19 protein-coding genes are annotated in these 21,430 nt (G+C 71.6%); 8 read left to right on the top strand and 11 right to left on the bottom strand.

The window, feature by feature from the left end; translation table 11 throughout:
- Positions 1-135: 135 nt before the first annotated feature.
- The gene (locus ACIOSR_RS14460) at positions 136-702 is read left to right on the top strand and encodes a TetR/AcrR family transcriptional regulator (RefSeq protein WP_402752969.1); all 567 of its coding nucleotides are present in this window, start codon (positions 136-138) and stop codon (positions 700-702) included.
- Between the two features lie 21 nt (positions 703-723).
- On the opposite strand, the gene ACIOSR_RS14455 is transcribed toward ACIOSR_RS14460, so the two are convergent.
- From ACIOSR_RS14455 to ACIOSR_RS14440, 4 genes are all read right to left on the bottom strand, one after another.
- A complete protein-coding gene (locus tag ACIOSR_RS14455; protein ID WP_123570870.1) occupies positions 724-1,785 on the bottom strand; it encodes a beta-propeller fold lactonase family protein in 1,062 nt (353 codons plus the stop codon).
- The gene (locus tag ACIOSR_RS14450; RefSeq protein WP_402752968.1) at positions 1,782-2,141 is read right to left on the bottom strand and encodes a chorismate mutase; all 360 of its coding nucleotides are present in this window, start codon (positions 2,139-2,141) and stop codon (positions 1,782-1,784) included. Before ACIOSR_RS14450 ends, ACIOSR_RS14455 begins: the two co-directional genes overlap by 4 nt.
- Positions 2,142-2,270: 129 nt before the next feature.
- Positions 2,271-2,696, bottom strand: coding sequence for an organic hydroperoxide resistance protein (locus tag ACIOSR_RS14445; protein ID WP_055978271.1), 426 nt, complete (start codon positions 2,694-2,696; stop codon positions 2,271-2,273).
- Positions 2,697-2,760: 64 nt separating this feature from the next.
- A complete protein-coding gene (locus ACIOSR_RS14440; RefSeq protein ID WP_055978268.1) occupies positions 2,761-4,047 on the bottom strand; it encodes an adenylosuccinate synthase in 1,287 nt (428 codons plus the stop codon).
- Positions 4,048-4,214: 167 nt separating this feature from the next.
- On the opposite strand from ACIOSR_RS14440, the gene ACIOSR_RS14435 reads away from it, so the two are divergent.
- Positions 4,215-5,693, top strand: coding sequence for a xylulokinase (locus ACIOSR_RS14435; protein WP_402752967.1), 1,479 nt, complete (start codon positions 4,215-4,217; stop codon positions 5,691-5,693).
- 62 nt (positions 5,694-5,755) lie between these two features.
- Positions 5,756-6,478 carry a metal-dependent transcriptional regulator gene (locus ACIOSR_RS14430; protein ID WP_055978265.1) on the top strand — a complete coding sequence of 241 codons (723 nt, stop codon included), beginning with the start codon at positions 5,756-5,758 and terminating at the stop codon, positions 6,476-6,478.
- A 151-nt stretch (positions 6,479-6,629) separates the two neighbouring features.
- On the opposite strand, the gene ACIOSR_RS14425 is transcribed toward ACIOSR_RS14430, so the two are convergent.
- The 6 genes from ACIOSR_RS14425 to ACIOSR_RS14400 form a co-directional block, all read right to left on the bottom strand.
- On the bottom strand, positions 6,630-7,850 hold the full coding sequence (locus ACIOSR_RS14425; RefSeq protein ID WP_173154683.1) for an ROK family protein: 1,221 nt from the start codon (positions 7,848-7,850) through the stop codon (positions 6,630-6,632).
- Positions 7,851-7,956: 106 nt separating this feature from the next.
- Positions 7,957-10,239, bottom strand: coding sequence for an alpha-xylosidase (gene yicI, locus ACIOSR_RS14420; protein WP_056049597.1), 2,283 nt, complete (start codon positions 10,237-10,239; stop codon positions 7,957-7,959).
- Positions 10,240-10,264: 25 nt separating this feature from the next.
- Positions 10,265-11,179: a carbohydrate ABC transporter permease gene (locus ACIOSR_RS14415; protein ID WP_402752966.1), complete on the bottom strand. Its 915-nt coding sequence runs from the start codon at positions 11,177-11,179 to the stop codon at positions 10,265-10,267.
- A complete protein-coding gene (locus ACIOSR_RS14410; RefSeq protein ID WP_082454854.1) occupies positions 11,179-12,177 on the bottom strand; it encodes a carbohydrate ABC transporter permease in 999 nt (332 codons plus the stop codon). Before ACIOSR_RS14410 ends, ACIOSR_RS14415 begins: the two co-directional genes overlap by 1 nt.
- Before the next feature lie 2 nt (positions 12,178-12,179).
- Positions 12,180-13,475 carry an ABC transporter substrate-binding protein gene (locus ACIOSR_RS14405; protein WP_402752965.1) on the bottom strand — a complete coding sequence of 432 codons (1,296 nt, stop codon included), beginning with the start codon at positions 13,473-13,475 and terminating at the stop codon, positions 12,180-12,182.
- Positions 13,476-13,600: 125 nt separating this feature from the next.
- Entirely contained in the window at positions 13,601-14,617 is a 1,017-nt protein-coding gene (locus ACIOSR_RS14400) for a LacI family DNA-binding transcriptional regulator (protein WP_056049604.1), read from the bottom strand.
- A 229-nt stretch (positions 14,618-14,846) separates the two neighbouring features.
- Here ACIOSR_RS14400 and xylA point away from each other — a divergent pair, with 229 nt between their 5' ends.
- From xylA to ACIOSR_RS14375, 5 genes are all read left to right on the top strand, one after another.
- Complete coding sequence (gene xylA / locus ACIOSR_RS14395; protein WP_055978258.1) at positions 14,847-16,040, top strand: xylose isomerase; 1,194 nt, start codon at positions 14,847-14,849, stop codon at positions 16,038-16,040.
- A 141-nt stretch (positions 16,041-16,181) separates the two neighbouring features.
- Positions 16,182-17,327, top strand: a complete 1,146-nt coding sequence (locus ACIOSR_RS14390; protein WP_159825770.1) for a glycosyltransferase — start codon at positions 16,182-16,184, stop codon at positions 17,325-17,327.
- A gap of 59 nt (positions 17,328-17,386) precedes the next feature.
- Entirely contained in the window at positions 17,387-18,079 is a 693-nt protein-coding gene (locus ACIOSR_RS14385) for a TetR/AcrR family transcriptional regulator (protein ID WP_056049609.1), read from the top strand.
- Positions 18,076-18,795, top strand: a complete 720-nt coding sequence (locus ACIOSR_RS14380) for a hypothetical protein (RefSeq protein WP_402752964.1) — start codon at positions 18,076-18,078, stop codon at positions 18,793-18,795. Before ACIOSR_RS14385 ends, ACIOSR_RS14380 begins: the two co-directional genes overlap by 4 nt.
- Complete coding sequence (locus tag ACIOSR_RS14375; RefSeq protein ID WP_402752963.1) at positions 18,792-20,795, top strand: YhgE/Pip family protein; 2,004 nt, start codon at positions 18,792-18,794, stop codon at positions 20,793-20,795. Before ACIOSR_RS14380 ends, ACIOSR_RS14375 begins: the two co-directional genes overlap by 4 nt.
- 78 nt (positions 20,796-20,873) lie before the next feature.
- On the opposite strand, the gene ACIOSR_RS14370 is transcribed toward ACIOSR_RS14375, so the two are convergent.
- Entirely contained in the window at positions 20,874-21,290 is a 417-nt protein-coding gene (locus tag ACIOSR_RS14370) for a DUF3151 domain-containing protein (RefSeq protein WP_056049619.1), read from the bottom strand.
- Between the last annotated feature and the right edge of the window lie 140 nt (positions 21,291-21,430).

Raw genomic sequence — 21,430 nt, 5'->3', positions numbered from 1 at the left:
TCTCTCGCGGTCGGTGGAGTGGTGGGTCGATCGGTGCGCGCACCGCCTGGCGTCGGCGGCCCGGCGAGGGCAGGACGCGCGGGTGCCGACCGTCTGGACGGTACAGTTACACCGTCCAGACGGTACAGTAACAGAATGAGCCCTCGACCGTCAGCCCGGGAATCGATGCTCGACACGTTCGAGACGCTCGTCGTCGACGACGGCGAACGCGCTGCGACCTTCGATGCCGTGGCCACCGCGGCCGGGGTCTCGAAAGGCGGCCTGCTGTACCACTTCCCCACGCGCGAGGCGCTGGTCGACGCCCTCGTCGACCGCCTCACCGCGCTGCTGGACGACGACGTCGCGGCGATGACCAGCGCGCCGGAGGGCGTCGTGGACTACTTCGTCCGCACCTCGTCACCCGCGGCCATCCCGGCCGACGACCCGCTCGACCGCTGCATCACCGCCGTCTCGAACCTCGCGTCGAGCGGACGCCACCCCCGGGCACTCGAGGCCCTCACCGCCATGCAGTCCCGCTGGCACCAGGTCGTCCTCGACGCCGTCGGCGACCCCGCGGTCGCCCGGGTGGTGTCGCTCGTCTCCGACGGGCTCTACTTCACGCCGCGGCCCTTCTCACCGGTGGACTCGGGCGGCGACCCGCGCCACGACACGTCGATCGACGACGTCATCGCCGTGCTGCAGCGGCTCGTGCCGCGACGCTGACCCGCGCCTCCTGCGGTCCGGTCAGACGGCGACGATGCAGGCGGGGCTGCCGAGGGTGAACAGGTCGACGGGGGCCCCGGGCAGACCGGTGGCCTCGTCGACGGGCAGCACCGAGACGGTGTCGGAACCCTGGTTGGCGCAGTAGAGCAGGCCGTCGGCGATGGTGAAATGCCGCGGCCACTCGCCGCCGCACGGCACCTGACCGACCAGGCGGAGCCGCGAGGGCTCGCCGCCGTCGGACCCGCCCTCGGCGTCGACCGAGGTCTCGAGCACGCTGATCGTGTCGCGGCCGCGCGTGGCGACGTAGACCCGCGAGCCGTGGACGGCCAGGTGCGACGGGAGGTCTCCCCGCTCGTTGGGCTCGCCCTCGACGACCGCCACCGAGTACGGGATGACGAGATCGTCTCCCTGCCTCCGGACGACGTACAGACGGGCGTCGAGCTCGCCCACGACGAGCAGGTCGTCGCCGAGGAAGGCGAGGTGCCGCGGGCCCGAGCCGGCGGGCATCGGGTGCACGCCGACGATCGACGGTTCGAGCGTGACGACGTCGACGGCGACCTCGACCAGCCGGTCGGTGCCGAGGTCGCTGACCAGGTGGGTGCCCCACGGGGTCGCGACGATCTGGTGGGCGTGCGGCCCGCCCTGGCGGTCGGCGACCGGGCCGGAACCCGACGGGAGCGCGACGGTCGCCGTCACGCGTGCCGGGTCGGTGGCCTCGGAGCTGAGCACGCCGAAGGTGCCGCCGACGTAGTTCGCGACGAGCAGGGCGTTCGAGGCCGGGTCGTGGGCGATGTGGCAGGGCGAGGCACCGCCGGACGCCGCGACGCCGGCCTCGACCAGGCGGCCCGCGGCGATCGTGTACGACAGCACGCGGCCCTCGTTCGTCTCGGCGACCGCGTGCAGGGCTCCTTCGGTGACGACGAGGAACGACGGGTCGTCGGCCTCGACGACCTGCCCGGCCTGCCAGCGACCGTCGGCCCTCGACCGCTCGAGGACGGTGATGCCGAGGCCGTGGCCACCGCTGACCGCGGTGTACGAACCGACGTAGAGACGCTGGGGGCCGGACGGGCCGAGGTCGCTCATGCGCGGCCGACGGTGGGGTCGTCGCCGGCGGCGATGCGCTCGTGGTGGTGGATCACCTCGGCGACGATGAAGTTCAGGAAGGACTCGGCGAAGGCCGGGTCGAGCCGGGCCTCTTCTGCCAGGCGACGCAGGCGCTGGATCTGCACGCGCTCGCGTTCGGGATCGCTGGCCGGCATGCCCGCCGCCGCCTTGAGCAGGCCGACGGACTGCGTGTACTTGAACCGCTCGGCGAGCATGTGGACGAGGGCGGCGTCGATGTTGTCGATGCTCTGGCGGATGCCCGCGAGTTCGTCGATCGCGCCCTGGTCGGCCGAGCTGAGGGGGCTGTCCGCCCCGAGAGGACTGTCGAGTGCCATGCACCGACCCTATCGGCGCGCCCGACGACGGGGCCGCCGACCGACCGCCACGGACGAAGGAGGCGCGTCCCGCTCTCGCAGGACGCGCCTCCTTCACGGCCGGGTCGCCCCGCGCGGGGCGGGCCGGGATCAGTCGACCAGCGTGAGCGTGACCTCGACGTTGCCACGCGTGGCGTTCGAGTACGGGCACACGTGGTGGGCCGCGTCGGCCAGCTCTTGACGACGCTCGGGCTCGACGTTCGGCGTGTAGATGTCGAGCTCGACCGCGAGGCCGAATCCGCCCTCGCCGTTGCCGCCGATGCCGACGCTCGCCGAGACCTCGGCGTCCTTCGTGTCGACGCCGAGCTTCTTGCCGGCGCCGTGCATGGCGCTGAGGAAGCAGGCGGCGAAGCCCGCCGCGAACAGCTGCTCGGGGTTGGTGCCCTCGCCGGAGCCACCGAGTTCTTTGGGGGGCCGCGTGTCGAAGTCGAGTCGGTCGTCTTCGCTGCGGACGTGGCCGTCACGGCCCCCACCGGTGGCGTGGGCGATGGCGGTGTAGGCGATGTCGAGTGTCATGAGGAGAAGACCATACCTAGATTCTGGGAGTTGGCTCGGTGGCGGGTGAGTGTGGTAGCGCGGCTCAGCCGAGCAGGTCGTGCCGCTGCACGATGGCGTCACGGCCCGGGCCCACGCCGATCGCCGAGATGCGGGCACCGCTCATCGCCTCGACGGCGAGCACGTAGTCCTGCGCGGCCTTCGGGAGGTCGTCGAAGTCGCGCGCCCCGGTGATGTCTTCGCTCCACCCCGGGAACTCTTCGTAGATCGGCGTCGCGTGGTGGAAGTCGCTCTGCGAGACGGGGACCTCGTCGTGCCGGACGCCGTCGACGTCGTAGGCCACGCAGACCGGGATCGTCTCGAGGCCGGTGAGCACGTCGAGCTTGGTCAGCACGAAGTCGGTCACGCCGTTGATCCGCGCCGTGTAGCGCGCGATCGGGGCGTCGTACCATCCGCAGCGGCGAGGACGGCCGGTGGTCGTGCCGAACTCGAAGCCGTTGGCCCGGAGGAACTCACCCGAGGCGTCGAAGAGCTCGGTCGGGAACGGCCCGGCGCCGACGCGGGTCGTGTACGCCTTGACGATGCCGATGACGCGCTCGATGCGGCCCGGCCCGATGCCCGAGCCGGTCGAGGCGCCTCCTGCGGTGGCGGACGACGAGGTGACGAACGGGTAGGTGCCGTGGTCGACGTCGAGCATGGTCGCCTGGCCCGCCTCGAAGAGGACGGTCTTGTCGGCCTCGAGCGCCTGGTGGATCTCGAGCGCCGTGTCGGCGACCATCGGCTTGAGTCGCTCGGCGTACGAGAGCAGCGACTCGACGACCTCGTCGACCTCGATCGCGCGACGGTTGTAGATCTTGACGAGCAGGTGGTTCTTCTGGTCGAGGGCCGCCTCGACCTTCTGCCGCAGGATGCCCTCGTCGAAGATGTCCTGCACGCGGATGCCGACGCGGTTGATCTTGTCGGCGTAGGTCGGGCCGATTCCTCGACCGGTGGTGCCGATCTGGCGCTTGCCGAGGAAGCGCTCGGTCACCTTGTCGAGGGTGCGGTGGTAGTGCGTGATGACGTGCGCGTTGGCGCTGACCCGCAACCGGGAGACGTCGATGCCGCGCGCGATCAGCGCGTCGAGCTCGTCGAAGAGCACCTCGATGTCGACGACGACGCCGTTGCCGATGACGGGCGTCACGCCGGGCGAGAGGATGCCGGAGGGCAGCAGGTGCAACGCGTACTTCTGGTCGCCGATCACCACGGTGTGGCCGGCGTTGTTGCCGCCGTTGAACTTGACGACGTAGTCGATGCGGCTCGACAACAGGTCGGTGGCCTTGCCCTTGCCCTCGTCGCCCCACTGGGCTCCGATGATCACCACTGCTGGCATGGGTTTCTCCTCACGTCGGGGGAACGCACCGGGTGAGGTGCACTTGAGTCTACCGACAGGCTCGTCCGGGCCGCCCGGACGGCCCGGGACCCGTCGCGGAGGCGCGGCGCGCGACCCGCGGGACACCGCCGGTGGCCATTTGTGGTCACGTACGACAAACTGTGCCCATGAGTCTCGTCGCCGGGGTCGACTCATCGACCCAGAGTTGCAAAGTCGTCGTCCGTGATCTCTCGACGGGCGAACTCGTCCGGCAGGGGTCGGCCGGGCATCCCCAGGGCACCGAGGTGCCCCCGGCGGCCTGGTGGGAGGCGCTGCTCGCGGCGATCGCGGACGCCGGCGGCCTCGACGACGTCGCCGCACTCTCGGTCGCCGGTCAGCAGCACGGCCTCGTCGCCCTCGACGCCGAGGGACGCGTCGTCCGCGACGCCCTGCTCTGGAACGACACCCGCAGCGCCCCGGCCGCCCGCGACCTGATCGACGAGCTCGGGGCCGAGCAATGGGCCCGACGCACGGGCTCCGTTCCCGTCGCGTCGTTCACCGCCACCAAGCTGCGCTGGCTGCGCGACGCCGAGCCCGAGAACGCCGCGCGGGTAGCCGCGGTGGCGCTGCCGCACGACTGGCTCACCTGGCGCCTCCTCGGTTTCGGTCCCGCCGACGAGAGCCCGCTCGGGCCCGACCTCGACGCCCTCGTCACCGACCGCTCGGACGCCAGCGGCACCTCGTACTGGAGCCCCACCGACGAGGCGTACGACCTCGACCTGTTCGAGCACGCCTTCGGTCGTGGGGCACGCGAGGCGACCGGCTCCCCCGCGGGCGATGCCGGGCGCGTCGTGCTGCCGCGGGTGCTGCAGGCCGACCAGGCGGCCGGGACGACGGTCGCGGACGGCCCGATCCCGGCCGGCATCGTGGTCGGCGCCGGCGCGGGCGACAACGCCGGGGCGGCCCTCGGCCTCGACGCCACGGTCGGCGACCTCGTCATCAGCATCGGCACGAGCGGGACGGCCTTCGCCGTCACCGACCGGCCCGTGACCGACCCCGGCGGCACGGTGGCCGGCTTCGCGGACGCCGCGGGTGGCTACCTCCCCCTGGTCGCCACGCTGAACGCGGCGCGGGTGCTGTCGTCGGTCGGCGGACTGCTCGGCGTCGACCACGACGAACTGGCCCGTCTGGCCCTCGCGGCCGAGCCCGGCGCCGGCGGGGTCACGCTGGTGCCCTACTTCGAGGGCGAACGCACCCCCGACCTGCCCGACGCCACGGCGACGCTCTCGGGCCTGACCCTGGCGAACTCCACCCGCGAGAACATGGCCCGTGCCGCCGTCGAGGGCATGCTGTCGGCACTGTCCGACGGTGCCGCCGCCGTCCGCCGACAGGGGGTCCAGGCCACCCGCGTCCTCCTCATCGGCGGGGCCGCGCTGAATCCGGCCGTCCAGGCCGTCGCCCGCCAGGTGTTCGACCTGCCCGTCGTCGTGCCCGAGCCGGGCGAGTACGTCGCCGACGGCGCGGCACGACAGGCGGGCTGGGCCCTCTCGGGGACGCGACCGACCTGGACCCCGGCGACCAGCGCCTCCTTCGAGGCCGACCTGCGACCCGCCGTCGGCGAGCGCTACCGGGCCGCGCAGGGGCTGGGGTCGTTGCCCCGCCCGTGACCCCGGTGCGCCGGGCGCGGACGACCGCAGGAGGCGCGGGTGGCGCCGCCTAGGATCGGACCATGCCCAGCGACCCGGCCAGCACGCGCACCACCATGGCCGAGGACTACCTCAAGGTCATCTGGAAGGCCGAGGAGTGGGCCGAGGCAGGAGTCGGCGCCGGCATCTCGACCAACGAGATCGCGGCGACGCTCGGCGTGAGCGCGTCGACCGTGTCGGGCAACCTCCGCAAGCTCGACCGCGACGGCTACCTCGACTACGAGCCCTACCGGCGCATCGCCCTGAGCGACGCGGGCCGTGCGATCGCCGTGTCGATGGTCCGGCGACACCGGCTGATCGAGACGTACCTGGTCGAACGCCTGGGTTACGGCTGGGACGAGGTGCACGACGAGGCCGAGGTGCTCGAGCACGCCGTCAGCGATCGGTTGCTCGACCGGTTCGACGTCGAGCTCGGACACCCCACGGCCGACCCGCACGGCGACCCGATCCCCGCGGCCGACGGCACGGTCGTGCGGCCTGCCGCCCATCCGCTGGGCGATTTCGTCGAGGGCGAGTGCGGCTTCGTCGTGCGCGTCTCGGACGACGAACCCGAGCTGCTGCGCTACCTCAGCTCGCTCGACCTGCGGGTCGGCGCGCACGTGCGCGTCGGCGAGCGTCGCGACTACGCCGGCTCGCTGCAGGTCGTGCTGACCGACGCGCACGACCGGGCGGTCGGCAGCGTCGAACTGGCCGGCGTCGCCGCGGCGTCGGTGTGGGCGAACTCCGAGCCGCACACGCACGCCTGACGCGGGGGCGGGCGGCCCCGCGTGCCCGCCTGCCCGCCTGCCCGCCCGCTTGCCCGCTTGCCCGCTTGCCCGCCACGAGGTGAGCAACCCGCCACCCGATTGCGTGGCGGGTCGTTCACTTCGTGGCGGGTCGAACGCCACGAGGACGACGTCAGGAGGCGCGGGTCACGGACGCAGGGTCGGCCAAGACGGCGGCGAAGGCCAGTTCGGCCGCTCCAATCGTCAGCCGGTCCACGCCGAGGGCGGCGCGGGTGATCCGCACGTCGTCGCGGGCGCCGGGCAGGGACTGACCGCGGACCCGCTCGGCCAGACGGCCGGGGTCGGCCGCGTGCAGCGATCCGAGGAAGCCGCCGAGCACGATCAGCGCCGGGTTGAACGAGTTCACGACGCCTCGCAGGGCCACGGCCAGGAAGTCGATCTGACGCCGCACCTCGACGGCCACGGGCGACCCGGGCTCGGCGCCGGCGAGCGCCGCGTCCAGCTGGTCGGCCTGACCACGGTCGAGTCCGGTGACGGTGAGCAACCGGGCCTGACCGACCTCGGTCTCGAGGCACCCCACGGCGCCGCAGTGGCAGAGCTCGCCGACGGAGTTGACGAGGGTGTGCCCGATCTCGCCGGCAAAACCCCCCACGCCGGTCACCGGACTGCCACCGATGAGGACTCCCCCGCCGACACCACTCGCACCGCCGTTCAGGAACACGAGGTCGTCGACGCCCCGCCCGGCCCCGAAGCGGCCCTCGGCGATCGCACCGAGCGACGCGTCGTTGGCCGCGCGGGTCGGCAGGCCGGTCGCGGACGCCACGACGGCCGCGAACGGCTCGTCGATCCACCCGAGGTGCGGGGCGAGCCGCACGACTCCCCCGTCGGACCCGACCAGCCCGGGGACCGCGAGACCCACCCCGAGCACCCGCACGTCGGGAGACAGTGCGCCGGAGCGCAGCCCGGCGATCACCTCGGCGGCGAGCGCCGCGGCCCGGGGCGCGCTGGGCACCCCGTCGGTCTCGCGACGGACGCGATGCTGCACGACGCCGTCGAGCCCGACGACGCCGACCGTGACGGCGTCGATCTCGGGGTTGACCGCGATCGCGACGACACGGGGGTCCGGCGCCACGACCGGGCTGGGCCGCCCGACCCGGTTGGTGCCGACCGGGTCGGTCTCGACGACGAGTCCCCGGTCGACGAGTTCACCCACGAGCGCCGCGATCGTCGAGCGGTTGAGTCCGGTCGCCTGGGTGAGGGCCGACCGCGACGCGGCCCCGTCGGTGTGGACGATGCCGAGCACCGTCGCGAGGTTGTCCCGCCGGACCCGGTCGAACCGCGCACCGAGGTCGGGAGCCGCCGCGCCCTCACCGTCGCCCTGCTGAGTCGTCACGCCCGCGCCCCTTCGTCGGTCGAGGCTACCTCGACCTCGCCGGGCGGCGCGTCGAGGACGCCACGCCGCCCGGTGCCTGAGTCGCCCGCCGGCCCCGGCCCCGGCGTCAGACCTCGTCGACCCGCCAGCCGGTGGCGGCGGTGTCGACCGACACCGCGCCTCCTGACCGCGTGACGACGAAGTCGGCGGACTCGCCGGTGGGCGTGGTCACCGTGATCGAGCGGGTGCCGTCACCCCCGGGGAACACCCTCAGCACGAGACCGTCGAGGTAGTCGTGGTCGGGCCGGTCGTCCCGCGCGCCGACCGGGATCACCGCCCCCTCGCGCACGTAGAGCGGCAGGCTCATGACGTCGTGCCGCTCGGTGCGCCACGCCCCGGACCCCGCGTCGACGACCTCGCCGGTGAACCAGTTCGTCCAGCGCCCCGCCGGCAGGTATACCTCGACGGTGCCGTCGGCCGAGAAGACCGGTGCGACCAGCAGGTCGTCTCCGAGCAGGTACTGCGTGTCGACGTGGGCGGCGCCGCGGTCGCCGGGGAAGGCCAGGGCCATCGGACGCATGACCGGCAGTCCCGAGCGCGACGACGCGAGCCCGGCGGCGTAGAGGTAGGGCATGAGGGACAGCTTCAGCTTCGTGAAGCGGCGGGTGACCTCGACGGCCTCGTCGTCGAAGGCCCACGGCACCCGGTACGACGAGCTGCCGTGGAACCGGCTGTGGCTCGACAGCAGGCCGAAGGCCGTCCACCGTTTGTAGACCTCGGCATCGGGAGTCCCCTCGAAGCCGCCGATGTCGTGGCTCCAGAACGAGAAGCCGCTCATGGCCAGGGACAGTCCGCCGCGGAGGGTCTCGGCCATCGACTCGAAGGTCGACGTCGAGTCGCCACCCCAGTGCACGGGAAGCGCCTGACCGCCCGTCGTCGCCGAGCGGGCGAAGACGACGGCGTCGCCCTCGCCGCGCACCTCCTCGAGCACCTCGAAGACCGCCTGGTTGTAGAGCTGCGTGTACCAGTTGTGCATGCGCTCGGGGTCGGAGCCGTCGTGCCAGACGACGTCGGTGGGGATGCGCTCGCCGAAGTCGGTCTTGAACGCGTCGACCCCCTGGGCCTGCAGCCGACGCAGGTGCCCCTGGAACCAGGCCGTCGCCTCGGGGTTCGTGAAGTCGACCAGGCCCATGCCGGCCTGCCAGAGGTCCCACTGCCAGACGCTGCCGTCGGGGTTCCGCACGAGGTAACCGGCCTCGGCGGCCTCGCGGAACAGTGCCGAGCGCTGACCGATGTAGGGGTTGATCCAGACGCAGACGCGCAGGTCGCGCTCGTGCAGCCGGGCGAGCATGCCCTCGGGGTCGGGGAACACGCGGGGGTCCCACTCGAAGTCGCACCACTGGAACTCGCGCATCCAGAAGCAGTCGAAGTGGAACACGCTGATCGGCATGTCGCGGCGGGCCATCTCGTCGACGAAGCCCGTGACCGTCGCCTCGTCGTAGTCGGTCGTGAACGACGTCGACAACCAGAGACCGTACGACCAGGCCGGCACGTGGGCCGGCCGACCGGTCAGGCGCGTGTACCGGTCGAGCACGTCGGCGGGCGTCGGGCCGGCGATCACCAGGTAGCGCAGGGTCTCTCCCGCCACCGAGAACTGCACCCGCTCGACCGACTCGGAGCCGATCTCGTACGAGACGTGACCCGGGTGGTCGACCAGGACGCCGTACCCGCGGTTCGTGACGTAGAACGGGACGTTCTTGTAGGCCTGCTCGCTCGACGTGCCACCGTCGGCGTTCCACACGTCGACCGTCTGGCCGTTCTTGACCAGCGGGCCGAACCGCTCGCCGAGGCCGTAGACGAGCTCGCCGACGCCCAGCGAGAGTTGCTGCGAGACGTAGCTCGGCGCGAGGACGCGTCCGGTGCCGGCCCGGGCGTTGCCGAGCATCGCCCCGTCGACCTGGGCGTCCGCGGCGACCCGGTGGTAGCCGACCGACTTGTGGCCCGACCGGGTGAGCACGGTGTCGCCGTCGCGGAATGTCAGCTCGAACGGCGCTCCGCGACCGACCGTGGCCGTGAGGCGTCCCGAGGTCAGGGTCGCACCTCCTTCGCTCGTCTCGACGACCCCGACCCCGGCGGGGCCGCCCTCGGAGCCCACCAGGTCGAACCCGATCTCGTCACGACCACCGGCGAAGTGCGTGACGTCGACGGCGATCACGCCCTCCATCGGCGAACTCAGCGCGATCGTGAGCGTCGGGCGGTTGAGGGTGTCGCCCCGCGAGCCGATCACCTTGGTGGGTGCGGTGACCTCGATCGAGCGTCCGTCCGCCCGGGGCTCGACGTCGTGGGCCTCCTGGGCGAAGAGGGACTCGACCCCCGGGCGGATCTGCCAGAAACCGTCGGTGAACTTCATGTGGAGCCTTTCGGGGTGGAACGCGTCACTTGACCGCGCCGGCCGTGATGCCGCGGGTCAGGGTGCGCTGGAAGATCAGGAAGAAGACGAGCGTGGGGATCAACCCGAGCAGGGCCGACGCGCTCGTCGTGGTGACGTCCATCAGCCGGTCGCCCTGGAGGGCGGTGATGGCGACGGGGACCGTCTGGTTGCCGTTGGACACCAGGAAGGTGAGCGGGATGAGGAACTCGTTCCACGTCCAGATGAAGAAGAAGATCGCGAGCACCGACAGGGTCGGCCGACTGATCGGCACGATGACCCGCCAGAGGATCTGCCACCGGCTCGCCCCGTCGAGCGACGCCGCCTCGAGCACCTCTTTCGGGAACGTGCCGTACACGCTCGAGAGCAGGTAGGTGCCGAAGGCGCTCTGGATCACCGTGAAGATGATGATGACCGCCCAGATGTTGTCGTAGAGGCCCACCTGCTTGAACATGAAGTACAGCGGGTAGAGAAGGGCCTCCTGCGGCAGCATGTTCGCGAGCAGGAACAGCACGATGATCCAGGTGCGGCCGCGCACCCGGCCGATGCCGAGCGCGTAGGCGTTGAACACCGAGATGACCACGGCGAACAGGGCCACCAACCCGGCGATCACGAAGCTGTTCCAGAGCTTGGCCGGGAACTCGACGCGGTTCCAGAAGTCGACGAGGCCGTCGACGTACAGCGACGTCGGCAGGCTGAGCGGCCCTCCGGTCGTGTAGTCGGCGGGCGACTTGAACGAGTTGACCAAGATCAACAGGAACGGCAGGGCGACCAGCACGCCGAAGGCGATCGCCGCGGCGAGGATCAGCCAGTCGGTGGCCGTTCGTTTCTTCTTCCGGCGCGTGGCCTTCGGGAGGCGCGGGCTGGGCACCGCGGGACGGATGCGGTCGTCTTTCACCGGCGGCACGACGGTCGTGGCCATCAGCGTTCCCTCTCTGCTCGTTCGACCCGGTTCTGTGCCCGGATGAAGAAGATGGTGATGACGACGATGACAAGCGTCAGCGCCGTCGCGATGGTTGCGCCGTAGCCGACCTGCTGGCTCTGGAAGAACTCGCTGTACGCGTAGTAGCTCGGCACGATCGTCGAGTCGCCGGGGCCGCCGCGGGTCAGGGCGTAGATCGGTCCGAACACCTTCAACGCGGCGATCGTGCAGGTCAGCACGACGACGAAGATCTCGGGGCGGATGATGCTCACCGTGATCGCCCGGAACCGCTGGAACCAGCCGGCGCCGTCGAGTTCGGCGGCCTCGTACAGCTCGGGGTCGACCCGTTGCAGTGCGGCCATGAAGATGACGACGGGATAGCCGAGCTGCACCCAGACCATCACCACCATGATGCTGAGCAGCGCGGTGTCGGGGCTGCCGAGCCAGTTGTGCTGCAGGGCGCCCAGCCCCACCGCGTCGAGGACGGTGTTGAGCGCGCCGTTCTCGGGTCGGAGGATCCAACCGATGACGATCGCGGCGATCGCCACGGGCAGGATCTGCGGCAGGTAGTAGGTCGCCCGCAGGAACGACGCCAGACGGCCGCCGAACTTCCGGCCGATCAGGTCGAACAGCATCGCGGCGAGCAGGAGGCCCAGCACGGTGGGGACCACCACCATGGCGATGATGAGGAAGACGCTGTTGAGGAAGGACGTCCAGAAGCGGTCGTCGCTCATCAGCTCGCGCCAGTTGTCGAGCCCCGCCCAGGTCGGCGGGCGGATGCCCCGGTAGTCGGTGAAGCTGAGGTAGACGTTCCAGATCAGCGGGACCAGGATCACGACCGCGAACAGGACGAAGCCGGGGATCAGGTACAGCCAGAAGCCCGCGCGGCGGGCTCCGGGCAGGAGGCTCTCCTCCGGCGGGAGGGCCGACGACGTGCGTCGGCCCTCGCGACGGGGGCGCGCCTCCCTGGCACCGGGGCGGGTGTCGAGGGAGGTCACGGCTACTTCCCGGTGATGTCGTCGACGCCGCTCTGGTACTGGTCGCCCAGGGTGGTGAGCATCTCGTCCGGCGTGGCGGTGCCGTTGACGAGCTCCTGGGTGCCGGCGACCAGCTGGTCGTAGAAGGTCGGCGTGGGCCAGTCCGGGTAGAACGCCAGGCCATCGCGGTCGAGCAAGGTGTTGAAGTTGGCGATCAGCTCCTGGCTCTTCGGGTCGGTGATGTCGGCCGGGTCGGCCTTCACCGGCACGCCGCCGTTGTTGCCGATGAGGTTCTGGATCTCGGGGCGCATCGTGATGTCGATGAACTCGTACGCGAGGTCCTTGTTGGCCGCGTTCTCGGGGACGACCCAGAGGTTGCCGCCCGACCCGGGTGCCATGTCGCTGCCGGGGAACAGGAACGTGCCCCAGTCGAAGGTCGCCTCGTCGGCGACCCGCCCGGCCCACCAGCTGCCGGAGACCATGATCGGCGCCCCGCCGCTCATGAAGGTCGTGCCCATGTCCTCGGCCTTGATGCCGGTGACGTCCTTCGAGATCCAGCCGTTGTCGACGTACTCCTTCAGCTTGTCGGCGGCGTAGGTCAGCTCGGGGCCCTGCCAGTCGACGTCGCCCTCGTAGAGCTGGTAGTCGTCGACGAACGAACGGTCGGCCTTCGAGAGGGCCAGCTGGTAGAACAACTGCCCGAGCGGGTACTCGCCACCGGCCTCGGCGAGCGGCGTGATGCCGGCGTCGGCGAAGGTCTGCAGGGCCGTCTCGAACTCGTCGTACGTCGTGGGCACTGCGATGCCCTGCTCGGCGAAGGCGTCCTTGTTGTAGTACACCTCGACGTACTCGCCGTAGTTCGGGATGCCGTACCAGCTGCCCGAGCCCATGACGCCCTTCTCGTCGTACTTCGAGGTCGTGGCGATCGACGGGGCGAGGTCGTCGTCCCAGCCGTACTCGTCGACGGCGTCGTCGAGGTTCGCGAGCAGCCCCTGGCTCGCGAGCAGGCCCGCCGTGGCGTTGCCCTTGTTGTACTCGAGGATGTCGGGTGCCTCGTTCGAGTTGAGCACCTGGCTCGCGGTCGAGCGGATCTGCTCGAAGCTCTTCTCCTCGAACTCGACCTTCGCACCGGTCTCTTCCTCGAAGGTGGCGATCGCCTGGTCCCAGGCGATGCCCATGGCGCTGGTCTCGCTCTCGAAGTGCCAGAGCTTCAGCACGTCGGGGTCGGACGACCCCGAGCTGCCTGCCGAGCATCCGGTCAGCAGCGCCGCGGTGGCCGCGAGGGCCGTCCCGACGGCGACGATGCGTCGTTTCTTCATGTGTCTACCTCCTCGTAGAGGCCCCGTGCCGATCGTCGAAGCGTTTCGACGATCGGCGTGGAGCGATGTGATCTGGCCGTCGGATGACGGTGGTGCGATGGCGCGGTGGTGCGGTCGGTAGGGGTTCAGGAGGCGCGGGCCGGCCCGGAGACCGAGCCCTTCGCCAGGTAGGTGGGCGCGATCAACTCGACGCCCGTGTCGAGATGACCGTCGATCCGCTCGAAGGCGGCCCCGACCGCCCGCGAGCACATCTCGTCGATCGGCAGCGGGATGGTGTCGAGGGCCGGCTCGAACTCGTCGGCGGGGTAGCTGGCACAGGCCGCCAGCACCGAGAGGTCGCGGGGGATCTCGAGCCCGAGGCGGCGGACGCGCTGGAGGACGGCCTCGGCGGTGGGCTCGCTGCAGTGCAGCACGAGCGCGGTCATGCCGGGCAGCCTCTCGCGGAGGTCGTCGAACGCCCGGACGGCCGACGCCCGCCCGAGGTCCGCCGCCACGGTCAGCGTCTCGACGCCGCGACTGTCGGCCCGGCCCGCGAAGGCGTCGTCGAAACGTCGGATGAAGCCGGTGTCGCGCTCGCCGTAGGAGGCCGGGTGACCGATGACGCCGATGGTCCGGTGCCCGGCGTCGGCAAGACGGTCGACGCTCTCGGCGGCTGCGGCCGCGAAGTCGAGGTCGATGCAGGCGAGGTCGTCGACGCCCTGCGGGATGCCGATGAACCCGGCCGGCAGGTCGAGTTCGCGCACGAGGTCGACGCGCTCGTCGACGGTCGCGACGCCGATCGCGACGACGCCGTCGACGAGCGAGCTCGAGGCCACGCGCCGGATGCCGGACACCTCGTCGTCGGTGGCGAGGAGCAACACGTCGTAGTCCCGACGACGGGCCGCCTCGACGACGGCGGTGACGAACCGCATCTGGGTGGGCTGGTGGTTGTCGGGCCGGATCGGCGCGCTGAGCGCCAGGATGTTGGTCCGGGCACCGGCGAGCATGCGGGCTCCGGCATGCGGCCGGTAGCCGAGCCGCTCGACGGCGTCGGTGACCCGCTGCCGGGTCGACGCCGCGATCGACCGCTTGCCGGACAGGGCGTACGAGACCGTCGAGATCGACACACCGGCGGCCTGGGCCACGTCGTGGATCGTCGTCATGATGACCTCGCTGTCGATTGCCGAACGGGTGCGGAAGCGCTTCGACTGCCGCGGGTCGAGACACTACGTCAGCCGCGACGGGGCGCGCAAGTCCTTTGTGGGAGCCCGCGACAAATGACCCCGACCTCTTCCGCGCCGACGAAAGACGGGATATGTTGAGGCTCACAACATTCGCGTCGGGGCGGGATCGCCCCACGCGACCGACCGCTCGACCCTGGAAGGGACACCGATGTCCACCACCCCCACCCGCGAAGACAAGTTCTCGTTCGGCCTCTGGACGATCGGCTACAACGGCTCGGACCCCTTCGGCGGCCCGACCCGCCCGCAGCTCGACGTCGTCGAGGCCGTCGAGAACCTCGACCGCCTCGGCGCGTACGGCCTGACCTTCCACGACGACGACCTGTTCGCCTTCGGCTCGACCGACGCCGAACGCCAGAAGCAGATCGACCGCCTGAAGGGCGCCCTCGACGCGACCGGGATCGTCGTGCCGATGGTCACCACGAACCTCTTCAGCGCCCCCGTCTTCAAGGACGGCGGCTTCACCTCGAACGACCGCGGCGTGCGACGTTTCGCCCTGCGCAAGGTGCTCCGCAACATCGACCTCGCCGCCGAGCTCGGCGCGAAGACCTTCGTCATGTGGGGTGGTCGCGAGGGCGCCGAGTACGACAGCGCGAAGGACGTGCAGGCCGCCCTCTCGCGCTACAAGGAGGGCGTCGACATGCTCTCGCAGTACGTGCTCGACAAGGGCTACGACCTGCGCTTCGCGATCGAGCCCAAGCCCAACGAGCCCCGCGGCGACATCCTGCTGCCGACCCTCGGTCACGCCATCGCGTTCATCGAGACGCTCGAGCACCCCGAGATGGCCGGCGTGAACCCCGAGGTCGGTCACGAGCAGATGGCCGGACTGAACTTCACGGCCGGCATCGCCCAGGCGCTCTACCAGGGCAAGCTCTTCCACATCGACCTCAACGGTCAGCGCGGCATCAAGTACGACCAGGACCTCGTGTTCGGCCACGGCGACCTCCAGAACGCCTTCTCGCTCGTCGACCTGCTCGAGCACGGCTCGCCCCAGGGCGGACCGACCTACGACGGCCCGCGTCACTTCGACTACAAGCCCTCGCGCACCGAGACGATCGACGGCGTGTGGGAGTCCGCGGCCGCCAACATGCGGATGTACCTGCTCCTCAAGGAGCGCGCGCAGGCCTTCCGCGCCGACCCCGAGGTGCAGGAGGCCCTGGCCGCCAGCCAGGTCGCCGAGCTCTCGGTGAACACCCTCGCCGACGGTGAAGGCTACGAGCAGCTGCTCGCCGACCGCGCCTCCTACGAGGACTTCGACGCCGACGCCCACTTCGGCGGACACGGGTACGGCTTCGTGCGGTTGCAGCAGCTCGCCCTCGAGCACCTGATGGGCGCTCGGGGCTAGAGCCCGGCGCGTCGGCGTTCGCATCGCGAGCGCCGACGCGCCCCGTCCGGTCGGGCGGCCGACCCGGCGGCACCAGCAGGGGGCAGGAATCCGGTATATTACGAGCATTGCTCTGAAGACCGGCCGAACGGATCGACCTCGATGACTGCCCGCCCCTTGCGCCCCCGCCGCTCGGCGACCGATCGACCGTCGGTCGCCGTCATCGGCACCCGCGGCTACCCCAGCTACTACGGCGGATTCGAGACCGCGGTGCGCCGGATCGCCCCCGCCCTGGTCGACGCCGGCTGGGACGTCACGGTCTACGGTCGCGACGGGTCGACCCGCGACGACGACCCCGCCCGCGACCGTCGGGTCACCTCCCGCCTGACGAAGGGCGTCGAAAGCAAATCGCTCAGCACCCTGAGCTACGGCCTCACCGCCGTGCTGGACGCCCTCGTGCGCCGGCCCGACGCGGCCCTCGTCATGAACGTGGCCAACGGCTTCTGGCTGCCCTTGCTCAGGCTGCGCGGCATCCCCGTGCTGGTCAACGTCGACGGCATCGAGTGGGAGCGTGCCAAGTGGGGACGCGCGGCGAAGACGGTGTTCCGTCTCGGAGCAAAGGCCAGCGCGCGCTTCGCGAACGGGCTGATCTGCGACGCCCGCGAGATCGTCCGGCGCTGGCAGGCCGACTTCGGCGTGGACGGCCTGTTCATCCCCTACGGCGGCGACCCGGTCCGCGACCTGCCGGTCGAGCCGGGCCAGCGACACCGCGGGTACGCCCTGGTCGTCGCGCGCTTCGTGCCCGAGAACACCGTCGTCGAGTTCGTCGAGGCGGCTCGCTCGATCGCCGAGCGGCACGACGTGGTCATCGTCGGCTCGACCGGCTACGGCGGCGAACTCGACGAGCTCGTGCGCGGACTGGCCGAGGCGAACGACCGCGTGACCTGGCTCGGCCACGTCAGCGACGACGACCGTCTGCACGCCCTCTGGCAGCACGCCGGGGCCTACTTCCACGGCCACAGCGTCGGCGGCACGAACCCGGCGCTGGTGCAGGCCATGTTCGCGGGGGCGCCCGTCGTCGCGCGCGACACCGTCTACAACCGCGAGGTGCTCGACGGAGCCGGCACCCTGGTGGCGCCCGAGCCCGCCGCCATCGCCGCCGCCGTCACCGCGCTGCTCGACGACCCGACCGAGCAGGAGCGCCTCAGCGCGGCGGCACTCGCTCGTGCCGCGGACGCCTACACCTGGCAGTCCGTCTGCGACGCCTACGAGGAGGCGCTGCGAGCGACCCTGCCCCGCTCGCGCTGACCGACGATCCCCCCGCACAATAACTTGCACAAAGGTGTGCAAGATCGTACGATCGGGTCATGCCTGCCGCCGATGACCCCGTCCGCGCCACCCGTGCGCCACGCCGCGACGCCACCGCGAACCGCGACGCGCTGATCTCTGCCGCGGCACTGCTGCTCAACCGCGATCCGTCCGTGTCGCTCGAGGCCATCGCGGCCGAGGCGGGCCTGTCCCGACGCTCCGTCTACGGCCACTTCGCCACGCGGGACGACCTCGTCCGCGAGGTCAGCCTGCGCGGTGCCGCCCGCATCGGCGTCGCCGCGCGACCGGCACCGATCGCGGACCCCGTCGTGCAACTCGCCTCCCTGGCCGCCCGACTCTGGGCCGAGGTCGAGCACGTGCGCGTCATGGCGCAGCTGACCGTGCGCGGCCCGATGGCCCACGAGGTCGGCGAGGCGCTCGCCCCGTTGCGGAAGACCGTCCGCGACGTCGTCCGTCGTGGCGTGGAGTCCGGACGCATGCGCGACGACATCGCTCCCCACACGCTGGCCCACCTGGTGGAGGGCGCCGCCCTGTCCGTGCTCGACGAGGCCACGACGCAGCGGCTCAGCCGCTCCGAGGGCCACCGACTGGTCATGCTCGCGGTACTCGGCGTCGTCGGCCTCGACTGGCGCACCGCCGGCGACCTCGTCGCGACCGCCCCCGAACTCGCGCTCCCTCCCGAACCGGCGACCGGTGCCTCCTCGATGCCCCCGACCGGAGAACCCGCATGAGACTCGAACTGCACGACGTCGCGATCGGCGACGGCCCCGGCGCGGCACTTCCCCGGCTCGGCGCGGTCGCCGACCGCTGGGCCCCGGGCTTCGTCGCGGTCGAGACCGAGAACGCGCCCACCCTGGCGTCACTCGTCGCGGGAGGCCGCATGCGCCCCGAGACCGGCCGGGTGACGATCGACGGTCGGGCGGACGACGCGGCGATCCGCGCCTCCTTCGCCCTCGTCGACACCCCCACCGTCGCCGAACCGTTCGCGGCCCTCACGGTCGTCCAGGTCGCCCGCGAAGAGCTCGCCCTCGCCGGGCTCCGCGCCGACAAGGCCTCGGCTCGTCTGCTGCTCGAGGAGATCGGGCTGGACGAGCACGAGCGGACCCGCCTGAGCGCCCTGCCCACCGAGCTGCGCGTCCGCCTGCTCTGCGAGTTGGCGGTGCTGCGCCCCGAGGTGCGCGGGCTGGTCGTGACCACCCCCGAACGGCACGGAGGCGACGTCGCCGACTGGCTCTCGGTCGTCCACGACCTCGTCGGCCGCGACTACACCGTGTTGACCATCACCGGGTTCGCGGCCCTCGCGACGATCGAGTCGCTGCCCACGCCCGAGTTCGCCGCGGCCGGGACCGACGCCGTACCCGAGACCGACACCACCCCTCCTTCCTCCCCCGACGACACCGCGGTCGCCGCCACCCCCGACACCTCCGTCGAAAGCGACCAGCCGTGAAGATCTACGCCCTCGTCCGTTCCGAGCTGCAGCGCCTCACCGCCACCCCGCTCGCCCGCCTGGCACTCGTCGCGCTGATGACCGTGCCGCTGCTCTACGGCGGCCTGTACCTCTGGGCCAACCAGGACCCGTACGCCAAGCTCGACCAGATCCCGGCCGCCCTCGTGAACACCGACGCGGGCACCACGGTCGACGGCGAGACGGTGAACTACGGCGACGAGGTCACCGACCAGATCACCGACGGCGGCGACTTCGACTGGCACGTCGTCTCGGCCGCCCAGGCCGCGGCGGGCCTGCGCGACCAGACCTACGACTTCACCTTCACGATCCCGAAGGGCTTCAGCGACGACCTCACCTCGGCAAGCGGCGACGACCCGAAGCGGGCCCAGATCACCCTCGCGACGAGCGACGTCAACAGCTACCTCTCGTCCACGATCGCCGAGCAGGCGGCGAAGACCATCCGGGCCTCGGTCACCGAGAAGGTCGGCAAGGAGGCGGCGGGCCGCCTGTTGGTCGGCCTGGCCGACGTGCGCACGAACCTGGGCAGCGCGGTCGACGGGGCGAACCAGCTCGTCGCCGGCACCGGTTCGGCCGTCGCCGGCGCGAACCAGCTGGCCGACGGTGCGGCCGACGCGGCGACCGGGGCCCACACCCTCGCCGACGGGACGAGCCAGCTCAGCTCGGGGGCGTCCGCGCTGGACACGGGACTGCAGACGCTGAAGACCCAGACGACGGCCCTGCCCGCGCAGACCCAGACCCTGGCGGACGGTGCCGCCCAGGTGGCGGCCGGCAACGATGCCCTGGCCACCGGCGTGGCCGACGCTGCAACGACGAGCGCGACGGCCGCGGCCGGCCTGCCCGCCGCCCAGCAGCAGGCGCAGCAGCAGATCGCCGAAGCCCTGCGCCAGCAGGGTTACACCGACGAGCAGATCCAGCAGATCGCCGCGACCTTCGCCCCCGCGACCGAGTCGCTGACCACCGCCCTCCAGGACGCGAACACCCAGATCCAGGGGCTGAACACCCAGGTGGGGCAGCTCGCCACGGGTGCCGACCAGGTCTCGACCGGCGCCGCGACCCTGGCCGCCGCCACACCGGCCCTGACCCAGGGCATCTCGTCGGCCGCGACCGGCTCGTCGCAACTGGCCACGGGCGCGGCGAGCGCCGCCACGGGCGCCTCGACCCTCGCGACCGGTCTCGACACCCTGAGCAGCGGGTCCACCTCGCTGCGCGACGGCGTCGTCAGCCTCGACACCGGCACCACCCAGCTCCGCGACGGGCTGCAGAGCGGACTCGGCGAGATCCCCGCGAGCACCGTCCGGACGCGCGACGACCAGGCGAGCGCCATCAGCGACCCGGTCTCGGTCAAGGACGCCGCCCTCACGAGTGCCGGCACCTACGGCGCGGGACTCGCGCCGTTCTTCATCAGCCTCGCGGCCTGGATCGGCATGTACGCGCTGTTCCTGATCGTGAAGCCGATCTCGAAGCGGGCCATCACCGCCGTCAAAGCCCCCGTGCGCATCTCGCTGGCCGGCTGGCTGGCCCCGGTGGTGCTCGGCGTCGTGCAGATGGTCGCGCTCTACGTCATCGTCACCCAGGCGCTCGGCTTCGAGGTCGCCCACCCGCTCGGCATGATCGGGCTGATGGCCCTCGCCTCGGCGGCGTTCGCGGCGATCATCATGACGCTCAACGTCTGGCTCGGCAGCGTCGGGCAGTTCCTCGGCCTGGTGCTGATGGTCGTGCAGCTCGTCACGGCCGGCGGGACCTTCCCGTGGCAGACCCTGCCCGCCCCGCTCGCAGCCCTCCACTTCGTGCTGCCGATGAGCTACGCCACCGACGGCCTGCGCCAGGTGATGTACGGCGGCAGCTCGGCCGCGGCCTGGGGCGACGCCGGCGTGCTGGCGGCCTGGCTGCTCGGCGCGCTCGTGCTGACCTGGGTCGCGACCTCCCGCATGACGCGGGCGCGCACGATGCGCGACCTGCGGCCCTCGCTGATCGGCTGAGACCGCCGCTTCCGCCGAGGACGCAGGAGGCGCGGGTCGCGTGACCCGCGCCTCCTGCGTCCTCGCGCGGTCGTGCCGCTAGTCGGTGCGGGTCTCGAGGGTGGGGAGCACGGCGGGGTCGGCGTCGTGCAGGAACGTCGTGAGGCGTTCGACCTCGTCGACCTCGCCGATGGCGGCCGCACCTCGCCGGAGGGCGAAGAGGGACCGCAGCACGCCCCGGTTGGGTTCGTGCGACCACGGCACGGGGCCCTGTCCGCGCCACCCCGCCTTGCGCAGCGCGTCGAGCCCGCGGTGGTAGCCGACGCGGGCATAGGCGTAGGCCTCGAGCTCGGCGCCGCGGGCGTCGGCCTCGTCGCTGAGCAGCGCCCAGGCGAGCGACGACGTGGGGTGGGCGACGACGACCTCGGCCGTCGTCAGCGTCTCGAGGTCGGCGACGACGTCGGGTTCGGCGGGCAGGCGGGTCTCGGGCACGCCGAGCAGGTTCGTTGCGGTCATCCCCCCATCATCCCCGACGTCCGTCCCGGGGACCGTCGCGACCCTGGTATAACTCGTTTCGTCGTGCAATACTGAGATATCACACACGGTCATCGGCCGTGTCGGGCGCCACGGTGCCCGCGAGCTCTCGACGAAAGACC

Origin of the sequence: Frigoribacterium sp. NPDC087798, assembly GCF_044742985.1 — a bacterium.
GTDB lineage: Bacteria > Actinomycetota > Actinomycetes > Actinomycetales > Microbacteriaceae > Frigoribacterium.
This window is presented reverse-complemented; position numbering and strand designations above follow the sequence as displayed.